17 protein-coding genes are annotated in these 21,254 nt (G+C 69.1%); 10 read left to right on the forward strand and 7 right to left on the reverse strand.

Features of this window, described 5'->3' with window-relative positions:
- Positions 1-94: 94 nt before the first annotated feature.
- Together hemB and Q8Q88_RS12535 are read left to right on the forward strand one after the other, a co-directional pair.
- On the forward strand, positions 95-1,111 hold the full coding sequence (gene hemB, locus Q8Q88_RS12530) for a porphobilinogen synthase (RefSeq protein ID WP_305675522.1): 1,017 nt from the start codon (positions 95-97) through the stop codon (positions 1,109-1,111).
- On the forward strand, positions 1,111-1,524 hold the full coding sequence (locus Q8Q88_RS12535) for an NUDIX domain-containing protein (RefSeq protein WP_305675523.1): 414 nt from the start codon (positions 1,111-1,113) through the stop codon (positions 1,522-1,524). The genes hemB and Q8Q88_RS12535 overlap by 1 nt, the downstream gene beginning before the upstream one ends.
- Here the strand turns inward: Q8Q88_RS12535 and Q8Q88_RS12540 are convergent.
- A complete protein-coding gene (locus Q8Q88_RS12540; RefSeq protein ID WP_305675524.1) occupies positions 1,505-2,359 on the reverse strand; it encodes an NAD(P)-dependent oxidoreductase in 855 nt (284 codons plus the stop codon). The two genes, Q8Q88_RS12535 and Q8Q88_RS12540, sit on opposite strands and share 20 nt — an antisense overlap.
- An 85-nt stretch (positions 2,360-2,444) precedes the next feature.
- Between Q8Q88_RS12540 and Q8Q88_RS12545 the strand changes: the two genes are divergently transcribed.
- From Q8Q88_RS12545 to Q8Q88_RS12580, 8 genes are all read left to right on the forward strand, one after another.
- Positions 2,445-3,350 carry a flagellar motor protein MotB gene (locus tag Q8Q88_RS12545; RefSeq protein WP_305675525.1) on the forward strand — a complete coding sequence of 302 codons (906 nt, stop codon included), beginning with the start codon at positions 2,445-2,447 and terminating at the stop codon, positions 3,348-3,350.
- Positions 3,351-3,445: 95 nt separating this feature from the next.
- Positions 3,446-4,210: an arginyltransferase gene (locus Q8Q88_RS12550; RefSeq protein ID WP_305675526.1), complete on the forward strand. Its 765-nt coding sequence runs from the start codon at positions 3,446-3,448 to the stop codon at positions 4,208-4,210.
- 83 nt (positions 4,211-4,293) lie between these two features.
- Complete coding sequence (locus tag Q8Q88_RS12555) at positions 4,294-5,490, forward strand: acyl-CoA dehydrogenase family protein (RefSeq protein WP_305675527.1); 1,197 nt, start codon at positions 4,294-4,296, stop codon at positions 5,488-5,490.
- 125 nt (positions 5,491-5,615) lie between these two features.
- On the forward strand, positions 5,616-6,290 hold the full coding sequence (locus Q8Q88_RS12560; RefSeq protein ID WP_305675528.1) for a DnaA ATPase domain-containing protein: 675 nt from the start codon (positions 5,616-5,618) through the stop codon (positions 6,288-6,290).
- A 57-nt stretch (positions 6,291-6,347) separates the two neighbouring features.
- On the forward strand, positions 6,348-8,543 hold the full coding sequence (locus Q8Q88_RS12565; protein ID WP_305675529.1) for an RNA degradosome polyphosphate kinase: 2,196 nt from the start codon (positions 6,348-6,350) through the stop codon (positions 8,541-8,543).
- Between the two features lie 19 nt (positions 8,544-8,562).
- Complete coding sequence (locus Q8Q88_RS12570) at positions 8,563-10,065, forward strand: Ppx/GppA phosphatase family protein (RefSeq protein WP_305675530.1); 1,503 nt, start codon at positions 8,563-8,565, stop codon at positions 10,063-10,065.
- 174 nt (positions 10,066-10,239) lie between these two features.
- Positions 10,240-11,643, forward strand: coding sequence for an alkaline phosphatase (locus Q8Q88_RS12575; protein ID WP_305675531.1), 1,404 nt, complete (start codon positions 10,240-10,242; stop codon positions 11,641-11,643).
- A 126-nt stretch (positions 11,644-11,769) separates the two neighbouring features.
- Positions 11,770-13,428 carry a glycosyltransferase family 4 protein gene (locus Q8Q88_RS12580; protein ID WP_305675532.1) on the forward strand — a complete coding sequence of 553 codons (1,659 nt, stop codon included), beginning with the start codon at positions 11,770-11,772 and terminating at the stop codon, positions 13,426-13,428.
- Between the two features lie 427 nt (positions 13,429-13,855).
- On the opposite strand, the gene Q8Q88_RS12585 is transcribed toward Q8Q88_RS12580, so the two are convergent.
- From Q8Q88_RS12585 to rnd, 6 genes are all read right to left on the reverse strand, one after another.
- On the reverse strand, positions 13,856-14,602 hold the full coding sequence (locus Q8Q88_RS12585; RefSeq protein WP_305675533.1) for a PP2C family serine/threonine-protein phosphatase: 747 nt from the start codon (positions 14,600-14,602) through the stop codon (positions 13,856-13,858).
- Complete coding sequence (gene tagH / locus Q8Q88_RS12590) at positions 14,599-15,657, reverse strand: type VI secretion system-associated FHA domain protein TagH (protein ID WP_305675537.1); 1,059 nt, start codon at positions 15,655-15,657, stop codon at positions 14,599-14,601. Before tagH ends, Q8Q88_RS12585 begins: the two co-directional genes overlap by 4 nt.
- Positions 15,658-15,662: 5 nt before the next feature.
- Positions 15,663-17,444: a protein kinase gene (locus Q8Q88_RS12595; protein ID WP_305675534.1), complete on the reverse strand. Its 1,782-nt coding sequence runs from the start codon at positions 17,442-17,444 to the stop codon at positions 15,663-15,665.
- A 94-nt stretch (positions 17,445-17,538) separates the two neighbouring features.
- Entirely contained in the window at positions 17,539-18,249 is a 711-nt protein-coding gene (locus Q8Q88_RS12600; protein ID WP_305675535.1) for a LysM domain-containing protein, read from the reverse strand.
- The gene (locus tag Q8Q88_RS12605; protein ID WP_305675536.1) at positions 18,246-19,889 is read right to left on the reverse strand and encodes a bifunctional diguanylate cyclase/phosphodiesterase; all 1,644 of its coding nucleotides are present in this window, start codon (positions 19,887-19,889) and stop codon (positions 18,246-18,248) included. The genes Q8Q88_RS12600 and Q8Q88_RS12605 overlap by 4 nt, the downstream gene beginning before the upstream one ends.
- Positions 19,890-20,077: 188 nt before the next feature.
- The gene (gene rnd, locus Q8Q88_RS12610; protein ID WP_305675538.1) at positions 20,078-21,250 is read right to left on the reverse strand and encodes a ribonuclease D; all 1,173 of its coding nucleotides are present in this window, start codon (positions 21,248-21,250) and stop codon (positions 20,078-20,080) included.
- Positions 21,251-21,254 lie beyond the last annotated feature (4 nt).

The raw sequence follows: 21,254 nt of genomic DNA on the forward strand, positions 1-21,254 counted from the left end.
CCGTTATCACAATGGACCATGACCTCCATCGGAAACAGGTCAGGAACGCTTGAAGACTTGCGCAGAGCCAAGGGATCGGTCACAGCGCGGGATCATGACCAAAGCCCCCCTCGCCGCCTATCCCGCCCTGCGACTCCGCCGCCTGCGCCAGGCCGACTGGATCCGTCGACTGGTGCGCGAAAGCGTCCTGACTCCCGCCGACCTGATCTGGTCGATGGTCGTGCATGAGGGCGATGGCGAGGTTCCCGTGGCCTCCATGCCCGGTGTCTCGCGCCTCTCGGTCAAGGAGGCCGCCAAGGCCGCGGTGGAGGCGAAGAAGCTCGGCATTCCGGCCATCGCCATCTTCCCGCACATCGACGGGGCCAAGAAGGACGCCTCGGGCCTGATGGCGCACGATCCCAACGGGATCATCGCCAACGCCATCAAGGCCATGAAGGACGCCGCCCCTGAGGTCGGGATCATGTGCGACGTGGCGCTCGACCCCTTCACCGACCACGGCCATGACGGGGTGATCGAGAACGGCAGGATCCTCAACGACCCGACCATCGAACGACTGGTCCAGCAGGGACTGATGCAGGCCCAGGCCGGCTGCGACATCCTCGCTCCGTCCGACATGATGGACGGCCGCTGCGGGGCGATGCGCCAAGCCCTGGAGGGCGCGGGCCTACAGGACGTGATGATCATGTCCTACGCGGCCAAGTACGCCTCGGCCTTCTACGGTCCGTACCGGGACGCCATCGGCTCGGGCAAACTCGGGACCGGCTCGGTCGGCAATCCGGGCGACAAGAAGACCTACCAGATGGACTCGGCCAATTCCGACGAGGCCCTGCGCGAGGTGGCGCTGGACATCGCCGAGGGCGCCGACATGGTCATGGTCAAGCCGGGCATGCCCTATCTCGATATCGTCAGCCGGGTGGTCGAGGCCTTCGCCATGCCGACCTTCGCCTTCCAGGTCTCCGGCGAGTACGCGATGATCATGGCCGCGGCCCAGAACGGCTGGATCGACGAGGAACGCGCTATCCTCGAGAGCCTAGGGGGCTTCAAGCGCGCCGGCGCGGCCGGGGTGATCACCTATTTCGCCCCGCGGGCGGCGAGGCTGCTGGGGGCCTGATGACCGGCAGGCTCGTGGAAATCGTCGCGGGCGTGCTACGCGACGCCGATGGGCGCGTCCTAACCGTCCGCAAGCGCCGGACCTCGGCGTTCATGTTGCCCGGCGGCAAGCGCGAACCCGGCGAGAGCGACCTCGAGGCCCTCGCTCGCGAACTCGCCGAGGAGATCGGCTGCCACTTGATCCACACCAAGGCCCTGGGCCTCTTCGAGGCGCCCGCCGCCAACGAGCCGGACACCCAGGTGCGCGGGGCGATTTATCTGGCCTCGGTCGACGGGCCCATCGCGGCCCAGGCTGAGATCGAGGAAATGCTCTGGATCGATCCGACCGCGCCGCCGGGTGTTCGCCTGGCCCCGCTGCTGGAGACGCACGTCCTGCCGCGGCTGGGGATTGGGCCTACTTTTCCAACCGGGTGACCAGGCTCGACGTATCCCAGCGATTGCCGCCCGAGGCCTGCACCTCGGCATAGAAGCCGTCGACCATCGCCGTCATGCCCAGCGTCGCGCCGTTGGCCCCGGCCTCGTCCAGCACCAGGCCCAGGTCCTTGCGCATCCAGTCGACGGCGAAGCCGAAGTCGAACTTCCCCTCGCTCATGGTTTTCCAGCGATTGTCGAGCTGCCAGGACTGCGCCGCGCCCTTGGAAATGGCCTTGTAGACCTCGGCGGGGTCGAGGCCCGCGCGCTTGGCGAAATGCAGGCCCTCGGCCAGGCCCTGGACGATCCCGGCGATGCAGATCTGGTTGACCATCTTGGTGAGCTGGCCCGCTCCCGGACCGCCCATGCGCCGCACGGCCTTGGCGAAGGCGGATATCACCGGTTCAGCGCGGGCGTAGGCCTGCGCGTCGCCGCCGCACATGACGGTGAGCTGGCCGTTCTCCGCCCCCGCCTGGCCGCCGGAGACCGGGGCGTCGACGAACCAGCGTCCGCCCTGCCCCGCCAGCGCCGCCATCTCGCGGGCCACCGTGGCCGAGGTGGTGGTGTGGTCCACGACGATCCCGCCATCGGCCATGGCCGGCAGAACCTGGGCCGTGACGCCGCGCACGTCGTCGTCATTGCCGACGCAGAGGAATACGATCTCGGCGCCCGCCGCGGCCTCCGCCGGGCTCGCGCCCGCCCGCCCGCCGTGGGTCGCCACCCAGCGGACGGCCTTCTCGGGGCTGCGGTTGAACACCGCCACCTGATGGCCGGCCTTGGCCAGATGGCCTGCCATCGGGAAACCCATCACCCCAAGCCCGACGAATGCGACCTTCATGCACGACCTCGATTCAATACGCTCAACGCCATCTTAACGAGCCCCGTCCACCTTGCGATGGAATCAGAGTCACCGGGGTCGAGTCATGGCTGTGGGCGAAGCCCCAATCCTGATCAAGAAGGTCAAAAAGGTCTCCGGGCACGGCCACCATGGCGGCGCCTGGAAGGTGGCCTATGCGGACTTCGTGACCGCCATGATGGCCTTCTTCCTGCTGATGTGGCTGATCAACACCACCAGCCCGGAACAAAAGCGCGGCATCGCCGACTATTTCGCGCCGGCCAGCGTCTCGGAGACCACCTCCGGCTCCGGCGGCATCCTGGGCGGCACGGCGCTCGGCGACGACGGCGCCAAGGGCGCCGGCTCCATGTCGATCATCGAGGACAAAGCGCCCGAATCGAAGGTCCAGGACAACGGCAGCTCGATGGAAGCCGGCAAGGACATCTCGCCCCAGACCACCGAGGAAGCCCTGCGCGAAGCCCTGGCCAAGCGCGAGGAGGCGGCGTTCGCCTCCGCCGCGCAGTCGCTTCGCCAAGCGCTGCAGGACATGCCCGAACTGGCGGAACTCTCGAAGAACATCCTCATCGACCAGACGCCGGAAGGCCTGCGCATCCAGCTGATCGACCAGGAAGGCCGCTCGATGTTCAACACCGGCCAGGCCCAGCCCAACGACCGCGCCAAGCTGCTGCTGCGCGCCGTCGCCAAGATCATCAACCGCTTGCCGAACCGCGTCACCGTCTCGGGCCACACCAGCGTCAGCGCCTCAGGCGACAAGGCGGACGGCGACTGGTCGCTGTCCAGCGGCCGCGCCGACGCCTCGCGCCGAGTGCTGCAGGCCGCCGGCGTCGATCCCGACCGGGTCTACCAGGTCTCGGGCAAGGCCAATTCCGAGCCGCTCTACCCGGACGATCCCACCCTGGCCGGCAACCGCCGCATCGCCATCGTGCTGTTGCGCGAAGCGCCCGTCCTGCCGCCGGACAGCGGGTTGCAATGATCGAGCTCGGCCTGTGACGTTTGGGAGCTTGCGCCTGAGCTTCCCATGACGCCTAATCGCTCCAGGCGTAGTGGTTCGAAAGCGATCGCAAGTCCGTGACGCAACACTTTCCGACGCGACAGCTCAGGTTCTTCCTGACCGCACCTTCGCCGTGTCCCTATTTGCCTGAGCGGCACGAGCGGAAGGTCTTCGCCCACTTGCCGCTGTCGGACGGGGCCAGCGTCAATGACAGCCTGACCCAGGTCGGCTTCCGCCGTTCCCAGAACATCGCCTACCGCCCCGCCTGCGAGGCCTGCGCCGCCTGCGTCTCCGCGCGCATCCCGGCCAAGGACTACGTCTTCTCGCGCTCGGAGCGCCGGACCCTGGCCCGCAATGAAGACCTGGAACGCCACCTGGTCGAGGCCGAGGCCACCATGGAGCAGTTCGACCTGCTCCGCCGTTATCTGGTGAGTCGTCACGCCAACGGCGGCATGGCCGAGATGACCTGGCCCGACTACGTGGCCATGGTCGAGGACACCGCGGTCCGCACCCACATCATCGAATACCGCCTGCGCTCGCAGGACGGCGGCCCCGGCGACCTGATCGCCTGCGTCCTGGTCGACCTGATGAGCGACGGCCTGTCGCTGGTCTATTCGTTCTACGACCCCACCCTAACCAAGCGCAGCCTGGGTTCGTTCGTGATCCTGGACCATGTGGTCCAGGCCTGCCTGACCAGCTTGCCCTATGTCTATCTGGGCTATTGGGTCCGGGGTTCGGAGAAAATGGATTACAAGGTCCGTTTCTCGCCCATAGAACTGCTGCGGCCGGAGGGCTGGTCGTTGATGTCCGCCCGCGACCGCATGCGGATCATAGAGCCCTGAGCATCCCGCATCGTTGACAGCCGCGCCGCGCGGTTCTCACATGCCTCCCAACGAAGCCCTCAGAGCTTCTTCGGAGGTCACCCATGGATCCCGCGCTCGAAGCGTTCCGCGGCGAGGCCCGCACCTGGCTGGTCGAGAACTTCCCACCGTCCTTGAAAGGTCAAGGCGGACTGATGATGGCCGAGGGGCCGCCGCCCGAAGACGCCGACTTCAAGCTTTGGAAGCAACGTATGGGCGACCGCGGCTGGGGCGTTCCCACCTGGCCCGCGGCCTATGGCGGCGGCGGACTCACGATCGTCGAGACCCGCGTCCTGCGCGAGGAGATGGCCAGGATCGGCGCCTGGAACCCTATTGGCGGCATGGGCGTGATGATGTTCGGCCCGACCCTGCTGGAATATGGCACGGAGGAACAGAAGCGGCGCCACATCCCCTCCATCGCCAAGGGGACGCTCCGGTGGTGCCAGGGCTATTCCGAACCCGGCGCGGGGTCGGACCTGGCCTCCCTGCAGACCAAGGCCGAGGATATAGGTGAGTATTTTCTCGTAAATGGGTCAAAAATCTGGACTTCTGGAGCTCAGTACGCCGACTGGTGCTTCTGCCTGACCCGAACCGACCCCTCCAAGAAGCATGAGGGGATCAGCTTTCTGCTCATCGACATGCGCACGCCAGGCGTGGAGACGCGACCGATCCTGCTGATCTCGGGATCCTCGCCGTTCTGCGAGACCTTTTTCACCGACGTGAAGGTGCCCAAGGAGAACCTGGTCGGGCCGCTGAACGGGGGCTGGACCGTGGGCAAGCGCCTGCTGCAGCATGAGCGCAGCGGAATCAGCGGCGCCGACGGCGGCCGGGTCCAGCCCACCGCCAGGCCGCTGCGCGAGGCGGCCAAGCGCTACAATGGCGTCGACGAGGACGGCGCGCTCGCCGACAGCGACATGCGCACCCGGATGGCCATGCTGGACATGGACCAGAGGGCCTATGCGCTCACCATCGCCCGCGTGGCGGGCGAGGCGAAGAGCCAGAACGGCCCCAGCGCGGCGACCTCAATCATGAAGAACGCCTATTCGCGGGCGGCCACCGACCAGGCCGAGATGATCGTCGAGGCCATGGGCCTGAACGGCCTCGGCTGGGACGGCCAGGACTTCACGGCCGAGGAGCGGGCGGCGGGGCGGGCCTATCTGCGGATCAAGTCCTCGACCATCGCCGGCGGGTCGCATGAGATCCAGAACAACATCATCGCCAAGCGCATCCTGGGCCTGCCGGACACCACCCAGAACCGCTGAGCGCGACGGGCTTCGTCAACAGCAGAGCCAGCCCCGTCCCCAGCCGGTGACCGAAGGCGCGTCGACCGCCGGCCCGTGGCTTGGTAAACCTGCGTCGTGTTCTTGTATCGGTCCGGATCAGTCGCATGACGCGCCAATTGCGCCTGGAGCTCCGGCGTCCGGTTTCGTACGCCCGCGAGCACTTCGTGCCAGGGCCGTCAAACGCCCAGGCCATCGCAATCCTCGACGCCTGGCCGGCTTGGCATGGCGGGGCGCTCGCCCTATTCGGGCCGACCGGGGTCGGCAAGACCCACCTGGCGCGGCACTGGGCCGAGCGGGCCGGCGCGGTGATCCTGGACCGCGAGGACCCACAGCTCGGCGAGGCGGCCGGCCGGCCGGTACTGGTGGAGGACGTCGACCAGGGCGTGGATGGCGAGGCCCTGTTCCACCTGATCAACATGGCGGGTCACGAAGGGGGCGGCCTGCTGCTCACCGCCCGCCAGGCGCCGGCCGCCTGGAGCGCGGGGCTTCCCGACCTGCGCTCGCGACTCAACGCCCTGCTGACCGCCGAGATCGAGGAGCCCGACGATGTCGTTCTCGAAGGTGTCTTGAAGAAATTCTTCCGGGAACGGAGCATCCGTCCGCCCCGCGAGGTCTTCCCATACCTGTTGCGTCGCATGGAGAGGTCGATCCCGGCGGCGCGCGAGATCGTCAAGCGCCTGGATGAAGCCGCCGACGAGGTCGGGCGGCCTATTTCGCGTGCGCTGGCCCGGCAGATTCTCGAGGACGATACGGAGAATCTTGACCTTTTCGACGGATGACTTGTTGCTGTCACACGGTTCGTCCAGAACCAGAACATGCCTACGGATACTGCATCCATGACCTACGCCGCGCCGACCAAGACCGCCGACGCGAAGCCACTCGCGTTCGACGCGGAGCTGGCCGGCTCGCCGGAGCGCTTCATCAACCGCGAACTGTCGTGGCTGGCCTTTAATGAGCGGGTCCTGGGCGAGAGCAAGAACCCGCGCCATCCCCTGCTGGAACGCCTGCGGTTCCTGTCGATCTCGGCCAACAATCTCGACGAATTCTACATGGTCCGCGTGGCTGGCCTGAAGGCCCAGGCCCGCGAGGGCGTCCGCGTGGTGTCGCAGGACGGCCTGACGCCGGTCGAGCAGTTGCTGCGGGTCAACGCCGAGGCCGCCGATCTGATGCTGGACCAGCAGACCCGCTGGCTGCAGCTTCGCGAGGAGCTAGCCGGCGAGGGCCTGACCGTCGTCCAGTCCCATGAGGTCAGCGCGGCCGACAAGCTGGCCCTGGAGCCTACCTTCGTTTCGCGCGTGTTCCCGGTGCTGACGCCGCTGGCCATCGACCCGGCCCATCCCTTCCCGTTCATCCCCAACCTCGCCTTCTCGCTGGTTATGAAGCTGAAGCGGGTCTCGGACGGGCGGCTGCTCTACGCCCTGGTCCCGATCCCGGCCCAGGTGGCGCGGTTCTGGGAACTGCCGCCCGGACCATCGCGCCGCAAGCGGCCGCATCGGCGGTTCATCAGCCTGGAGAGCATGGTCGCGCTGTTCCTCGACCACCTGTTCCCCGACTCCGAGGTCGAGTCGGTGGGCGTGTTCCGCCTGATCCGCGACAGCGACGTGGAGATCGAGGAAGAGGCCGAGGACCTGGTCCGCGAGTTCGAGGTGCGCCTGAAGCAAAGGCGCCTGGGGTCGGTGGTGCGAGTCGAGCTCGAGGCGGCCATGCCCGAAGAGCTGCGGTCCTTCATCGTCGGCAACCTGCACGCCCAGGACGAGGACATCATCCTCATCGACGGCCTGCTGGGTCTGGACGAACTCAGCCAGCTGATCCCGAAGGACCGCCCCGACCTGAAGTTCAAGCCGTTCGAGGCGCGCTTCCCCGAACGGATCCGCGACCATGGCGGCGACTGTTTCGCCGCCATCCGCGACAAGGACATCCTGGTCCACCACCCGTTCGAAAGCTTCGACGTGGTGGTGCAGTTCATCCGCCAGGCCGCCCGCGATCCCAATGTGCTGGCGATCAAGCAGACCCTCTACCGGACCTCGTCTGACAGCCCGATCATCGCGGCCCTCATCGAGGCGGCCGAGAACGGCAAGAACGTCACCGCGCTCATCGAGATCAAGGCGCGGTTCGACGAGGAAGCCAACCTCAAGTGGGCGCGGGACCTGGAGCGGGCCGGGGTCCACGTCGTGTTCGGTTTCGTGGAGTACAAGACCCACGCCAAGCTCTCGATGGTGGTCCGCAAGGAGGGTGACACCCTTCGCACCTACTGCCACTTCGGAACCGGCAACTACCACCCGGTCACTGCGCGGATCTATACCGACCTCTCGCTGTTCACCTGCGACCCGGCGATGGGCCGCGACTCGGCTCGGCTGTTCAACTTCATCACCGGCTACGCGCGCCCCGACGGGCTGGAGAAGCTGTCGCCCTCGCCCCTGACCATGAAGGCCGATCTGCTGACCTTCATCATGCGCGAGGTCCAGAACGCCCGGGCCGGCAAGCCGGCCGCCATCTGGGCCAAGCTGAACTCGCTGGTCGATCCGGTGATCATCGACGCCCTGTACGAGGCCAGCCAGTCGGGGGTCTCCATCGACCTGGTGATCCGCGGAATCTGCTGCCTGCGGCCCGCCGTGCCCGGCCTGTCGGAAAACATCCGGGTGAAGTCCATCGTCGGGCGCTTCCTGGAGCACTCGCGGATCGTGGCCTTCGCCAATGGCGGCGTCATGCCCTCGGCCGAGACCCGGGTGTTCATCTCCTCGGCCGACTGGATGCCCCGCAACCTCGACCGCCGGGTGGAGTGCCTGACCCCGGTCGAGAACCCCACCGTCCACCAGCAGGTCCTGCAACAGATCATGGTGGCCAATCTCAAGGACGAAGCGCAAAGCTGGACGCTCGACGCGGACGGCCGCTATACCCGGGACCCATCATGGGACCACCCGGGCGCCTTCTCCGCGCACGAGTACTTCATGACCAACCCCAGCCTCTCCGGCCGGGGCCAGAAGGTGAAGGACATGCCGCGCGCGATCGATCATGTGGCCTCGCGCGGATAGCCGAGCCCAGCTAGGCCAGATGCAGTCGCAGGCGCCGCTTTCCGGCGCGGCTGGCGTTCGCCAGGCCGCGGTCATCGACATCGGCTCCAATTCCGTGCGCCTGGTGATCTACCGGCTCGAAGGCCGGGCGATCTGGACCGTCTATAACGAAAAGGCCTTGGCGGGCCTCGGCCGCGACCTGACGGCCACCGGACGGCTATCGCCCCAGGGGGTGGAGACCGCCCTGGTCGCCCTGCGCCGCTTCCGCGCGGCTCTCAGCGGCTGGAACACCGCCGAACTCTTCGTGGTCGCCACCGCCGCCGTGCGCGACGCCGCCGATGGCGCGGCGTTCATCCGCAAGGTCGAGGACGAGGCCGGCCTGACCGTGCGGGTGCTCTCAGGCGCGGAAGAAGCGCGCTACGCCGCCCTGGGCGTGCTGGCCGGGCAGCCGGACGCCGCCGGCGTGGTCGGCGACCTGGGCGGCGCCAGCCTGGAGTTGGTGCACCTGGATCCCCACGCCCCGCGCCACGGCGTCACCCTGCCGCTAGGCCCGTTCGCGCTGGGCGCGCCCAGGGCGCTGGATGTGGAACGCACGCGCAAACACATCGTGGCCGAGCTGGATCAGGCCGCACTGGCCTTCCGAACCCGGGAATTCCATGCCGTCGGCGGCGCATGGCGCAACCTCGCCCTGCTGCACATGGAGATGGCCGACTATCCCCTGCGGGTCGCCCACCAGTATGAGATGAGCCGTTCCGACGCGGTTGACGTCGCGCGCTTCGTGGCCCGGCAGTCGAAGGCGTCGCTCGAGCGGATGCAGGGCCTCTCCAAAAAGCGCTTCGACACCCTGCCCTATTCGGCCCTGGTGCTGGACGCCCTGATCGAGCGGCTGGGCGTCGAGCGGGTGGTGATCTCCGCCTATGGCCTGCGCGAAGGCCTGCTGCTGGAGGCCATGCCGTCCGAGGAACAGGTCCGCGATCCGCTGATCGAGGGTTGCGCGGCCTTGACCATGGTCCATGGCCTGGCCAACGCCCTGCCCGACGCCCTCGATCGCTGGCTGGCGCCGGCCATCGGCGCCCTGCCGCCGGTTTTCGGGGCGCGCGAAGCGACCCTGATCGCCGCGGCCTGCCGGCTGGCCGACCTGGGCGCGCGGCTGCACCCCGACCATCGCGGCGAGCTCGCCTTCGAACAGGTGCTGCGCGCGCCGATCGCCGGGATGAGCCACCCTGAACGCGCCTTCCTGGCCAGCGCCGCCTTCGCCCGGCACAATTCGGGCCCCAACACGCCGGAACCGGGGACGATCACCCGGGTGCTCACGACCGAGCGCCGCCAGCGGGCGCGGGCGCTGGGCTCGGCCATCCGGCTGGGCTGCGACCTCTCGGCCCGCAATCCGGCCCTGCTGGAGCGCTCGACCCTGCGGGTCGCGGGCGACAGCCTGGTGCTCACCGCCGAAGCCGGCTGGTCGGACATGCTGCTGGGCGAACAGACCGCCAAGCGCGCCCAAACCCTCGCCCAGGCCCTGCGCCTGAAGCTGCAGGTGGGCTGAGCCGGCGCCTTGCCGGGCGCGCCTAGGTCATCCCGGACCTCTCGGCCGCCGACGAGATCAACAAAACGCTCAGCCTTCATGCGGGTGTGATCAACGCAAACGATGAGTAGCCCGACGAGGTCGTCGGCGCGAACGACGGCCGGCCCTATACGGAGGCAGGCGGACTTGGCGTGGATGGACGGGAATATTTTGTCAGGCTGTCGGCGCGCTTCTGGCGCGCTCGCCCTGGTCATCGCGATCGGGGTGGCGGCGCCCGGTCAGGCCGCCGAGCGGGCCAGGAACGTCATCCTGTTCATCGGCGACGGCATGGGCGTCTCGACGCTCACCGCGACGCGGATCTTCGACGGCCAGCGGCGCGGGGTCGACGGGGCGTCCAACCGGCTGTCCTTCGAGGCCTTTCCCGACCTGGCCCTGGTCCGCACCTATTCGGCCGACAGCCTGGTCACCGAGTCGGCGGCCGGAGCCTCGGCGATCCTGACGGGTCGCCGCACGCTTAACGGCGCGCTGGGGGTCACCGACAAGGTCGTGCGCGACGACTGCGCCTCGGCCAAGGCCGCTCGGGTCCCGACCCTGGCCGAACTGGCCAAGCAGGCCGGGAAGGCCACGGGCGTGGTTTCCACCGCCGCGATCACCGACGCCACGCCCGCCTCGCTCTACGCCCACACCCCGTCGCGCCAATGGCAGGCCGACGCGGACCTGCCGCCGGCCGCCGCGGCCGCGGGCTGCGTCGATATCGCCCGCCAGATGCTGGACGGACCCAAGCCGCTGCAGCTGGACGTCATGCTGGGCGGCGGGCTTTCGGCCTTCACTTCCGCCGACGACGCCGGGCGGCGGCTGGACGGTCGCGACCTGACCGCGGAATGGCGCAAGGGCGGCGGCGCCTATGTGGAGACCGCCTCGGCGCTCTCGGCGATTCCCAAGGGCACGACGCGGCTGCTCGGGCTGTTCGCGCCGGGCAACATGATGCGAGAGACCACCCGCAAGCTCTCGGAGGCCGACGCCCCGCGCCTGGCCGACATGACGGTCAAGGCCATTGAGATCCTCTCCCAGGATAAGGATGGCTTCTTCCTGATGGTCGAGGGCGGCCTGATCGACAAGGCGCACCACCAGGGCCTGGCCCACGAGGCGCTGAACGAGACCATCGAACTGTCACAGGCGGTGGCCGCCGCCGTCGCCATGACCGATCCGGCCGAGACCTTGATCATCGTCACAGCCGACCACAGCCACGGCCTGACCATCAACGGCGGGGCGCGGCGCACGGCGATCCTCGGGCTGGCGCCGGGGACGGACGACGACCCCGCCTTGGCGGTGGACGGCAAGCCGGTTCCGATCCTGATGTATTCCACCGGGCCCGGGGCCCCCTCGCCAGGTGAATTCCGTCCCGACCTTTCCAGGATCGACACCGCCGACCCCGACCTGCGCGGGCTGGCGACGATCCCGCTGGCCAGCGCGGCCCATACTGGCGAGGACATCGCCGCCTACGCCCGGGGCCCGGGCGGCCAGCGCATCCGCGGCCTGATCGACCATCCGGCGGTGTTCCAGGCCATGCGCGAGGCCCTGGGGCTTCCGGACCGCTAGGCCGCGATCGGCGCCGAGCTTGAGTCGCGGGCGCCGTCGGCCTCGGCCTCCAGCCAGCGCGGGGCTTGGCGCCGCGCGCAGCGCACCTAAGGTGCACGGCCCCGGCAACCAGGAATCGGCTGAACGATGAGCTCCCGTCTGGCGATCTTCCATCCGGCCGGGAAACTCGGCCTGGGCCAGAACTTTTTCGGCAAGGACGTCGCCAATCTCGACCTCTACCGGGCCCTGGTCGCCCATGGCGGGTTCGAGGCCATCGACATCCTGACCCTCGTCCAGGTCGGGCTCGATCAAGTGGCCCCTGCCCTGACCCAGGGCAGGCCCACGACGACGAAACTCAGCATCGACAGCATCCTGAGCACCGGGCGGGCGGTGGCGGCCGGCGCCCTGCTGCGCGGCCAGCCGGACCTGGCCGACCTCGCCTGGCTGCGCCGCCAGAACGCGTCGGACCGAGCCTACAGCCTGGTCGGCCTGATCCACACCATCGCTCCGCCGGCCAGCCGCATGAGCCTGGCCCTGAACCAGGTGGCGCCGATCCAGCCCTGGGACGCGCTGATATGCACCTCGCCCGCGGTGCAAGACGCGCTCACCGAGATGTTCGAGGCCTGGGGCGACTATCTGGGCCATCGGTTCGGCAATGGCGAGCGCCGCGCGATCCCGAAACTGCCGCTGGTTCCGCTGGGGGTGGACGGCTCCCGGTTCCAGGTCCTGGCCGATCGGCGCGACGTCCGCGCCACGATGCGGGCGGAACTGGGCCTCGGCGAGGACGATATCCTGGCCCTGTGGGTCGGGCGGCTGTCGTTCTTCGAGAAGGCCTTTCCGCAGCCAATGTTCGCGGCCGTGGAAGAGGCGGCCCAGGCGACCGGCAAGAAGGTCCACTTCGCCCTGGCAGGTTGGTTTCCCAATGAGCCGGTGCACAGGCCGCTCTACGAAAAAGCCGCGCGCGCCTATGCGCCCTCGATCACCACCCATTTCCTGAACGGTAACGACCCGGAGGCGGTGGACGGCGCCTGGGCCGGCGGCGACATATTCCTGTCCCTGGTCGACAATATCCAAGAGACCTTCGGCATCACCCCCATCGAGGCCATGGCCGCGGGCCTGCCGGTGGTGGTCAGCGACTGGGATGGCTATCGCTACACCGTCCGCGACGGCCAGGAAGGCTTCCTGATCCCCACCCTGGGGGCGCCGGGGAACGGCCAGGGCCAGGGCCTGGCCGCACGTCACGCGGTGGGGATGGACGCCTATCAGCACTATGTGGGCGCGGTCGCCCAGCACACCGCCGTGCATGTGGGCCGCGCCGCCCAGGCCCTGGCCGCCCTTATCGCCGACCCGGCGCTCCGAGCGCGGATGGGGGCGGCCGGCCGCGAGCGCATCCGCAGCACCTTCGATTGGCCAGTTGTGGTGGGCGAGATCCGCGCCCTGCTGGACGAGTTGGCCGCGATCCGCGCCGCGGCCAGCGACGTCGAGCCGAGCCACCGGGTCCATCCGGTCAAGGGCGATCCTTTCGCCGATTTTGCGGGCTTCGCGACCCAGGTTCTCGCGCCGGAGACGCCGCTGACCCTGCGGCCCGGCGCCGACCCCGCGAACCTGGTGCGCGCCGATCTCGACAGCCATGCGAGCGTGTGGCGGGCCAGCCCCGCCGAGTGCGCCGAGGTCTGCGGCCTGCTGGCCAACGGTCAGGCCGCCACGGTCGGCGATGTCCTGGCCCGGTTCCCGCCCGCGCGCGGCCCGGCCCTGGAGCTGGCCATCGTGTGGATGGCGAAGCTGGGCGTCATCGACTGGCTTTAGGGGCGGCTGGCTCCTGGCGAAACGCGCATAGCAAGAGGGCGACGCCGCGGTCGCCCGCTGCGTCGCCCTCTCATCCAGACCCCGTGGAGGGCCTGCGCCTTGAGGTCGTTGACGTTTCCGGTTCGCAGGGTTGCCCCAACTCGCCTTGTCCGTCGCCGTTGCCCCACGTTGTCCAGCTCCAGGTTACCCCTTCGCCGGTCTTCGCAGGGCCTCCTGTTCGCTTGGCGATCCGGTTGCCCGGTTCGTCCGCGCCGCAGTCCCTCTCGACAAGTTGAGGCTCGCCCCGATCCGGCCTGCTGGCAAGCGGCGTGATTCGCCTAACCTCCTTGAGACAGTTGACGAGCGGTGGACAACTTGTGGCGCGACGCGCGCAAAGCCGCGCGCGCCAAGGGGTTGAAATTATCCACCGGAATTGGTGGGGAACGCCTCAGCGCTGGGCGCGGACCAGCATCAGGGTGACGTTGTCCTTGGCGCCGCGCTTCAGCGTCAGGGCCAGCAGCCGATCGGCGGCGGCCTCCAGGTCGTCCAGGGCCAGGACCGCGCCCAACTCGTGGTCCTCCACCAGGCCGGTCAGGCCGTCGGAGCACAGTAGGAAGATGTCGCCCGGCCGGATATCGCCGTGAGTCTCCGAGAGCTCCAGGGTCCCGGTCGCCCCTACCGCGCGGGTGATGACATTGGAGATCCGCCGCGTCCGGGCTTCCTGTTCGTCCAGGGCGCCGGAGTCGATCAGCTCCTGCATCAGGCTGTGATCGTGGGTGACCCTCATGAGGGCTCCGCCGCGCCGCAGATAGACGCGGCTGTCGCCGGCCCAGACGCAAGCGTAGTGGTCCTCGTGGGTCAGCAGGACGGCGACGGTCGAGCCGATCACCGCGCCCGGCGACAGCTTGGCGGCGTGCTCGACGAGGTCGGCGTTGGCCGCAGCCAGTCGCTCGCGCACGGCGTTGAGATAGGCGTATCCCGACCCCGGTCGCCCCAGGCCCACCAGGGCCTCGACCACCCGCAGGCTGGCCAGGTCGCCGGCCTGGTGCCCGCCCATGCCATCGGCCACGGCCCACAGCCCGATCTCGGGACGCGCCAGGAAGCGGTCCTCGTTCAGGCTCCGGGAGAGCCCGACATGGGTGCGGCTGGCGGTTACGAAACTGCGCACGCGAGGCGGGGCCGAGGCTCGGCTCATGCCTGGGTGCTCATGGCGTCCAGTTCGGTCAGCTGGCGCTCATATGCGGCCTTGAAGGCTTGGTTCACGGGACTGTCGGGATCGCCGTCAGCCCGCATGCGGAATTCAGCGTGCAGCTTGACGTATTCGCCGAACGCCATGGCGTCGCGGTTTTTGAGCACCAGGGACTGGCCCTTCAGCCGCGCTTCGGCCTCCTCGGGGGCCAGGGCCTCCAGGGTCGAGCCGACGGCGGCGCGCAGACCGGCCATCATGCACAGCAGGTGCTTCTTCATGTCCTGGAACGAGGCTTTCACCGCCGCGGGGCCGGACAAGAACCCCTCCCCGCGCGGTCGCAGCAGGTCCGCGGCCACCCGCTGGGCCGGGGCCCACTTGAAGGGATTGTTGCCCTCGGCGCGGACCGTGGTGCGGGTCATACGGTACTCGGTCTTGACCGAGGTCCGCTCGCTCATCAGGTCGCCCAGGCCCAGCACCATCTGCTGATAGACCGCGCCCAGGCGGCGCATGACCTCGACCGGGTCCTCGCCGGAAAAGGCCGAGGCGTCCAGGCGCGCGCCGTTGCAGAACGCGTCCAGAAGGGAACCGTCGCTGGGAGCCTCGACGGCCTCCGGACCGGTCCAGGCGCTGGGAACGGCCAGCGTCGCCTCGGTGATGGCCACGGGCTTCAGCATCGGGCCGCTGAACGGGGCGTCGAAGGCGCCGTTCTCGGCCTCGGCGGCCTCGACCACGATCAGGTAGCCGCCCAGGCGCAGAGTGTCGCCGGCCTCGATGGCCGCGGGCTCGCCGGGCGGCAGGCGGTCGCGGCGGGCGCCGACGAACACGCCGTTGGAGCTGGTGTCGCGCAGGGTCAGCCGGCCGGCCCGTAGGGCGATGACGCAGTGGTTGCGCGAGATCGAGCGTTCAGGGTCGGCGATGGTCCAGCCGGCGGCGGCGTCTCGGCCGATCACCAGCTCGCCCTCGGTGAGTTCGCGCGACTCCATCAGCTGGAACGGATCGCTCTGGCGGAACAGGCGCAGGACGGCCTTGGACACCTTCGGCTGCGCCAGGGTTGCGGTCATGAGGCTCAAGAGCGGCCTCCGATGATGGTCCGGTCGCTCTCATCGTCCTCCAGCACCAGGCGGGTCCGGTCGAGCGCCTGGACGGCGCGCTCGGCGGCGGCGGCGGCGATACGCAGCTCGGCCATGGCCGAGGGTTCGCTGGGCGTGGGGTCGGCCCGGGTCAGGGCCTCGGTCTCCAGGCGGTCCTGCACCGAGGCGGCGAAGCGGTTGAAGCCGTCGAACAGCTCGCCGAACTCGTCCTTGCGCGTGTGGGAGATGCGGAAGTCTAGGTCGCCGCGGGTGGCGTCGGCCAGGGCTGCGCCCAGGCGGCGGATCGGCCCGGCGACTTGCTTGGCCGCTGCATAGCTCACCGCCACCACGACCCCCAGGGTCACGGCGCTGAGCGCCGCCAGCAGCCAGTGGGAGAGCGAGGCCGCGGCCTCCAGCTCGGCGCGGCTGACGGCCACATCGACCGTGCCGAACGAGCGGCCGGCATAGAGGATCGGCCGCACGAAGCGGAAGCCGCCGGCGCCCTTTTCAAGCTTAGTCCTGGTGACCACGCCGTCCTCGCCCTTGTGGATCGGGGTCTCGCCGCGCGGGGTCTCGTAGATCTGGCCGACCTGGCTGGCGTCGGTGGCGCCGCGGATCAGGCCGTCGGCGTCGACGACCGTGATCTGCTGGATGTTGGGGTCGGCCGAGGCGGCGCGCACGAAGGCGGCCACCGGGGCCCAGTCGCGCTCGTCGGCCGGCAGGGTCGCGTTGTCGGCCGCGGTAAGCGCTGCGTTGGAGGCCACGAACGAGGCGATGGCGCCGCCGGACGAGAGCGCCATGCGCTCCATGGCGCGGTCCTGGCGGTTCAGCACCAGGCCCACGCAGACTAGCAGGACCACAGCGGTGATCCCGGCCATGATCAGGGCGAGGCGCGCCTGTAGCGGCAGGTAGCGGCGCACGCCCTCCTGCTCCTCGGCCTGGGCCTCGAGCGACCGCTGCTCGCGGCGCATGGCCTCGGCCAGCTGGCCGCCGTCGGCGAACCGGCGCTCGGGCTTCTTGGCCAACAGCTTGCCGATGATGAACTGCAGGCCGCGCGGGCACTCGGGCGCGAGCTCTGCGATGGGGCGCGGATCGTTCTGGGTGATCTGCAGGGCGAGCGTGGCGGCGCTGGTCCCGGCGAAGGCCCGCTGGCCGGTGATCAGCTCATAGAGCACCACGCCAGCGGAGAAGAGATCGGAGCGCCCGTCGATGTGCCCGCCCAGGGCCTGTTCGGGGCTCATATAGCGCGGGGTGCCCAGGACCTGGCCGACCTGGGTCTTCAGCATCTCGGCCTCGGTGTCGGCCTCGGCCACGCGAGCGATGCCGAAATCGAGGATCTTCACGCCGCGCCCGTCGGGGGCCAGCAGGATGTTGCTGGGCTTGATGTCGCGGTGAACCACCCCGACCTCGTGGGCGTAGCGCAACGCCTCGCCCAGTTGGGCGCCGATGGCCAGGACGTCGTCGACCGGGAACTGGCCGACGCGCGCGGCGGCCTTGTCCAAGGGCTCGCCGTCCAGCAGTTCCATGGCGATATAGGGGTAGCCGTCGACCTCGCCGACGTCATAGATCGTGACGATATTGGGATGCGACAGGGCGCCGGCCGCCTTGGCCTCGCGCAGGAAACGGGCGACATAGTGCCGGTTCTGGCGGAACTCGGCTTTCAGGACCTTGATCGCCAGCACGCGATTGATGCCCGGGTCATAGGCCCGATAGACGTCCGCCATCGCGCCTTCGCCGATCCGCGCTTGCACCTCGTAGCGCCCGACCAATTTCAACATGACCTAGTCCCCGGACCGCGATCCCTTCGGCAGGCTAAGCGGCCACGGTTAAAGGAGAATTCGCACGGCGCCGCTTTCGGCGAATTATTTCACCTCAGCGTCGCACATTGGCCTGGATCCGTACCGCCCGGTCTAGGTCCCGCTGGATCACGGGGTTGCCCGGATCGAGCGCCAGGGCCTGGCGCAACAGCCCAACGGCCTTGTTGATCGCCCCGCGGTTCATCTGCTCCAAGGCCTGGCCGCGCAGTTGGCCCGCGCGGACGGGATTACGCTGACCGGCCGGCGCGGGTGTCGCGGCGGCCGCCGTCGGCTTGGCCGGGACGACCTTGCGCGGAACGCCGGGGATCAACAGGGTCTGGCCGACGCTCATCTGCGACGGGTCGGTGATGTTGTTGTAGCGCGCCAGGCCATAGAACATCAGGCTGTCACCCAGCAGCCGGTCGGCCAGGCTGGACATCGAGTCCCCCGGCCGCACCTTGTAGACGTAGTGCTTCTCGCCCAACAGCTCGCGCGGATCGCGGTCGATCTGGTCCAACAGCTTGCGCGCCACGGCGTTACCAGGCTGTTCGGCCAGCACCGCCAGCAGTTCGGCCCGGGCCAGGACGCCCTGGCCGGTCCCCAGGAGCTCCACAGCCCGGTTCTGCCGCTCGCGGGCGCCGAGGCCGGGCGTGGCGACCGGCGCGGCCGGTGCCGGCGCGGCGCGCGTGGTGGGCGAGGCGGTAGCCCCCGGCGCGCCCTTCGGCGTTTGGGCGCAGGCCGCCAGGGTGAGGGTCAGCAGGACGGCCAGGAGGATCGGCGATCTCAAGCCACGGCCCTCCGCTTGGTTCCAGGCCGCCGCGGCGCGGGCGGCGAGAGCCGCGCCAGCCATACCGGGTCGCGCACGGTGCGTACGAAATCCTCACCGCTCATCGGCTTGGCGAAGAAGAAGCCCTGGATCAGGAAGCAGCCGAGGCCCCGCAGGGTCTCGACCTCCTCGCGGGTCTCCGCGCCCTCGGCCAGGACCTGGATGTCGAGGCCGCGCGACAGCTCCACCAATGCCCGGCAGATGGCCTGGCTGTCGCGGCGTTCGTCGATCTTGGTGACGAACTCGCGGTCGATCTTCAGCTTCGAGAACGGCAGGTTCTTCAGATAGGACAGGCTGGAATAGCCGGCGCCGAAATCGTCGATGGCGACGCTGACGCCTAACGCCCGCAGTTCCTCGACAAGCCGGCGGGTGCGCGCGGCGTCTTCCATGGCCGCGGTCTCGGTGAGCTCGACCTCAAGCGCGCCGGGCGACAGCCGGTGGCGCTCCAGGGTGCGCACGATGGTGGTGTTCAGCGATGGATCGGCGAACTGTCGGGCCGACAGGTTGACGGCCATCTTCAGGCCGACGAGGCCCAGATCCTGCCAGGCGCGCGCCTCGCGGCAGGCGGCGTTCAGCACCCAGAGCCCGACCTCGTCGATCAGGCCCGACTGCTCCAGGATCGGAATGAACTCGGCAGGCGAGACCATGCCCAGGTCCGGGTGACGCCAGCGCAGCAGGGCTTCCGCGCCGACCACGCGGCCGGTCTCCAGATTGACCACGGGCTGGAAATGCAGCGCCAGTTGCTCGCGGGCGATGGCTTGGCGCAGGTCCTGCTCCAGGGAGAACCGCTCCCTGGCTGCGACCGAGGACTGGGCTGAGAAGAACGAGAGCTTGCCGCCCGAGCTTTCCCCCGCCTTGGGCAGGGCCGCGAAGGCTCGGGTCAGCAGGGTGGCCGGGTCCTCCCCGTCGTGTGGGAAGATCGCCGCGCCCAGGTCGACGTCGGGCGAGAGGCGAATGTCGGGAAGTTCCTGGCTGAGCACATAGCCCAGGGCCTGGAGCTCGTTGGCCGCCACATGCGGCGCGTCGACGCCCGCGAACCAGATGCCGAAGCAGTCGCGGTCCACATGGGCTACGACGCGGCTGGGCTGCAGGGCGCCGGAGAGGCGTTGGGCGAAGGCGGCGAGCGCGCGTTCGGCCGCGCCCTGGTCAAAGGCCGCCAGCCGGTCGTAGTCAGCGAACCGCACCACGCCCAGCACGACGGTGTGGGCCACATCCTTCACGTCGGCGTCGAGGATGGCCAGGAAGGGCTCACGGGTCGGCAGGCCGGTGATTGGGTGGCGATTGGTCAGGCGGTGGCGCTGGCCATCCAGGCACGCGGCGATGTGGGTGACGTCGCGCATCATGCGACCGACGCCGTCGGTGAAGCCCTGCGGCAGGGCGGAGACCTCACGACCCTCGGCGCAGGCCTCCAGCGCCCGGCCCAGCAGGCCGAGGGGCCGCAGCAGCAGCGACAATAGGACAAGGACGGCGGCGGCCCCGCAGAAGGCGCCCGCCAAGGTCGCGGCGCGGGTCAGGCCCTCGCCCGGCGCCAGCCATCCGGCAAAGGGAAACGCCACGGCGATCGCGGCCAGGGCCACGACCTTTCCGCGGAAGCCGATCAACGGCAACCTCCCCAGCGCTCCGTATGTCCAGAGTCTCAAATCTTCACCACGGCGGCCGTCCCCACGAAGACCTCGGGGGACACAATGCCGCACCGTCTTCTACCGCTTGGTGAAAATGTGTCCTTTACAGAACGTGACCGGGGAAGCGCTCGGGATCGGGACACCGGCGCAGCTTCTGGCGTCCCCCACTACTCCGCCGCGGCGGTCGCCTTGGGCGCGCGGCGGACTTCCACCACCCGCACCCGCGTGCCGTCCAGCACCAGGGCCAATTCGCCGCGCTTCAGCCGCAGGGCGTCCTCGCCGAACGCCTCGCGGCGCCAGCCGGCGAGCGCCTGGGTCTTGGCGTTGTCGTCATTGGCGATCTGCTCCAGGTCCGAGACCGTGGCGATCAGCTTCGACGCCACACCAGCGTCCTCCGCCCGCGCCTTCAGCAGCACCTTCAGCAACTCAACCACCGCACCGGCGGCGGGCGAGACCTGCACCTTGCTGCGTTCGATCACCGGTGCGTAGCCCTCGGGGTCCTTCAGCGCCTCGCGGACGGCGGCCAGCAGATCTGGCCCGAACCGCGAGCCCGAGAAGCCCTTGGGCACCGAGCGCAGGCGATCGAGGGCGTCGGCGTCGGTCGGCGCCTGGGTGGCGATCTCGTCGATGGCGTCGTCCTTGAGGATCCGGCCGCGCGGCTGGTCGCGCATCTGGGCAGTGCGCTCACGCCAAGCGGCGACCGACTTGAAGATCGCCAGATATTTCGAGGTGTGGCGCCGCGGTTTGAGCCGCTTCCAGGCGTTCTCCGGCTCCACGTCGTAGACCGCCGGATCGCAGAGGCTCTGCATCTCGTCGACCACCCAGGTGAGGCGACCTTCCTTCTCCAGGCGGTCGCGCAGCATCGGATAGAGCTCGGCCAGGTGCGTCACGTCGCCCAGGGCGTAGACCAGCTGGGCGTCGGTCAGCGGCCGGCGCGCCCAATCGGTGAAGCGCGAGGACTTGTCGATCTCAAGCTTCAGCATTTGGCGGACCAGGGCGTCATAGGCGATCTGCTCACCGAACCCGGCGGCCATGCCGGCCACCTGGGTGTCGAACAGGGGCCGCGGCATCGCATTCAGATTGTTGAAGATTTCAACATCCTGGCGCGCGGCGTGGAACACCTTCTCGATGCTCGGGTCGCGTAGGATCTCCAGGAACGGCTCGAGATCGATCGCGTCGGCCAACGGGTCGATCACCGCTTCGGCGGAGGGCGCGGCGGCCTGGATCAGGCAGAGCTTGGGCCAGTAGGTGGTTTCGCGCATGAACTCGGTGTCTACTGCGACGAAGGGCTGGCCTTTGATTTTGTCGCAGAACGCCTGGAGCTCGGCGGTGGTTGTAATCGGC

It is taken from the genome of Phenylobacterium sp. (assembly GCF_030697925.1).
Classification (GTDB): domain Bacteria; phylum Pseudomonadota; class Alphaproteobacteria; order Caulobacterales; family Caulobacteraceae; genus Phenylobacterium.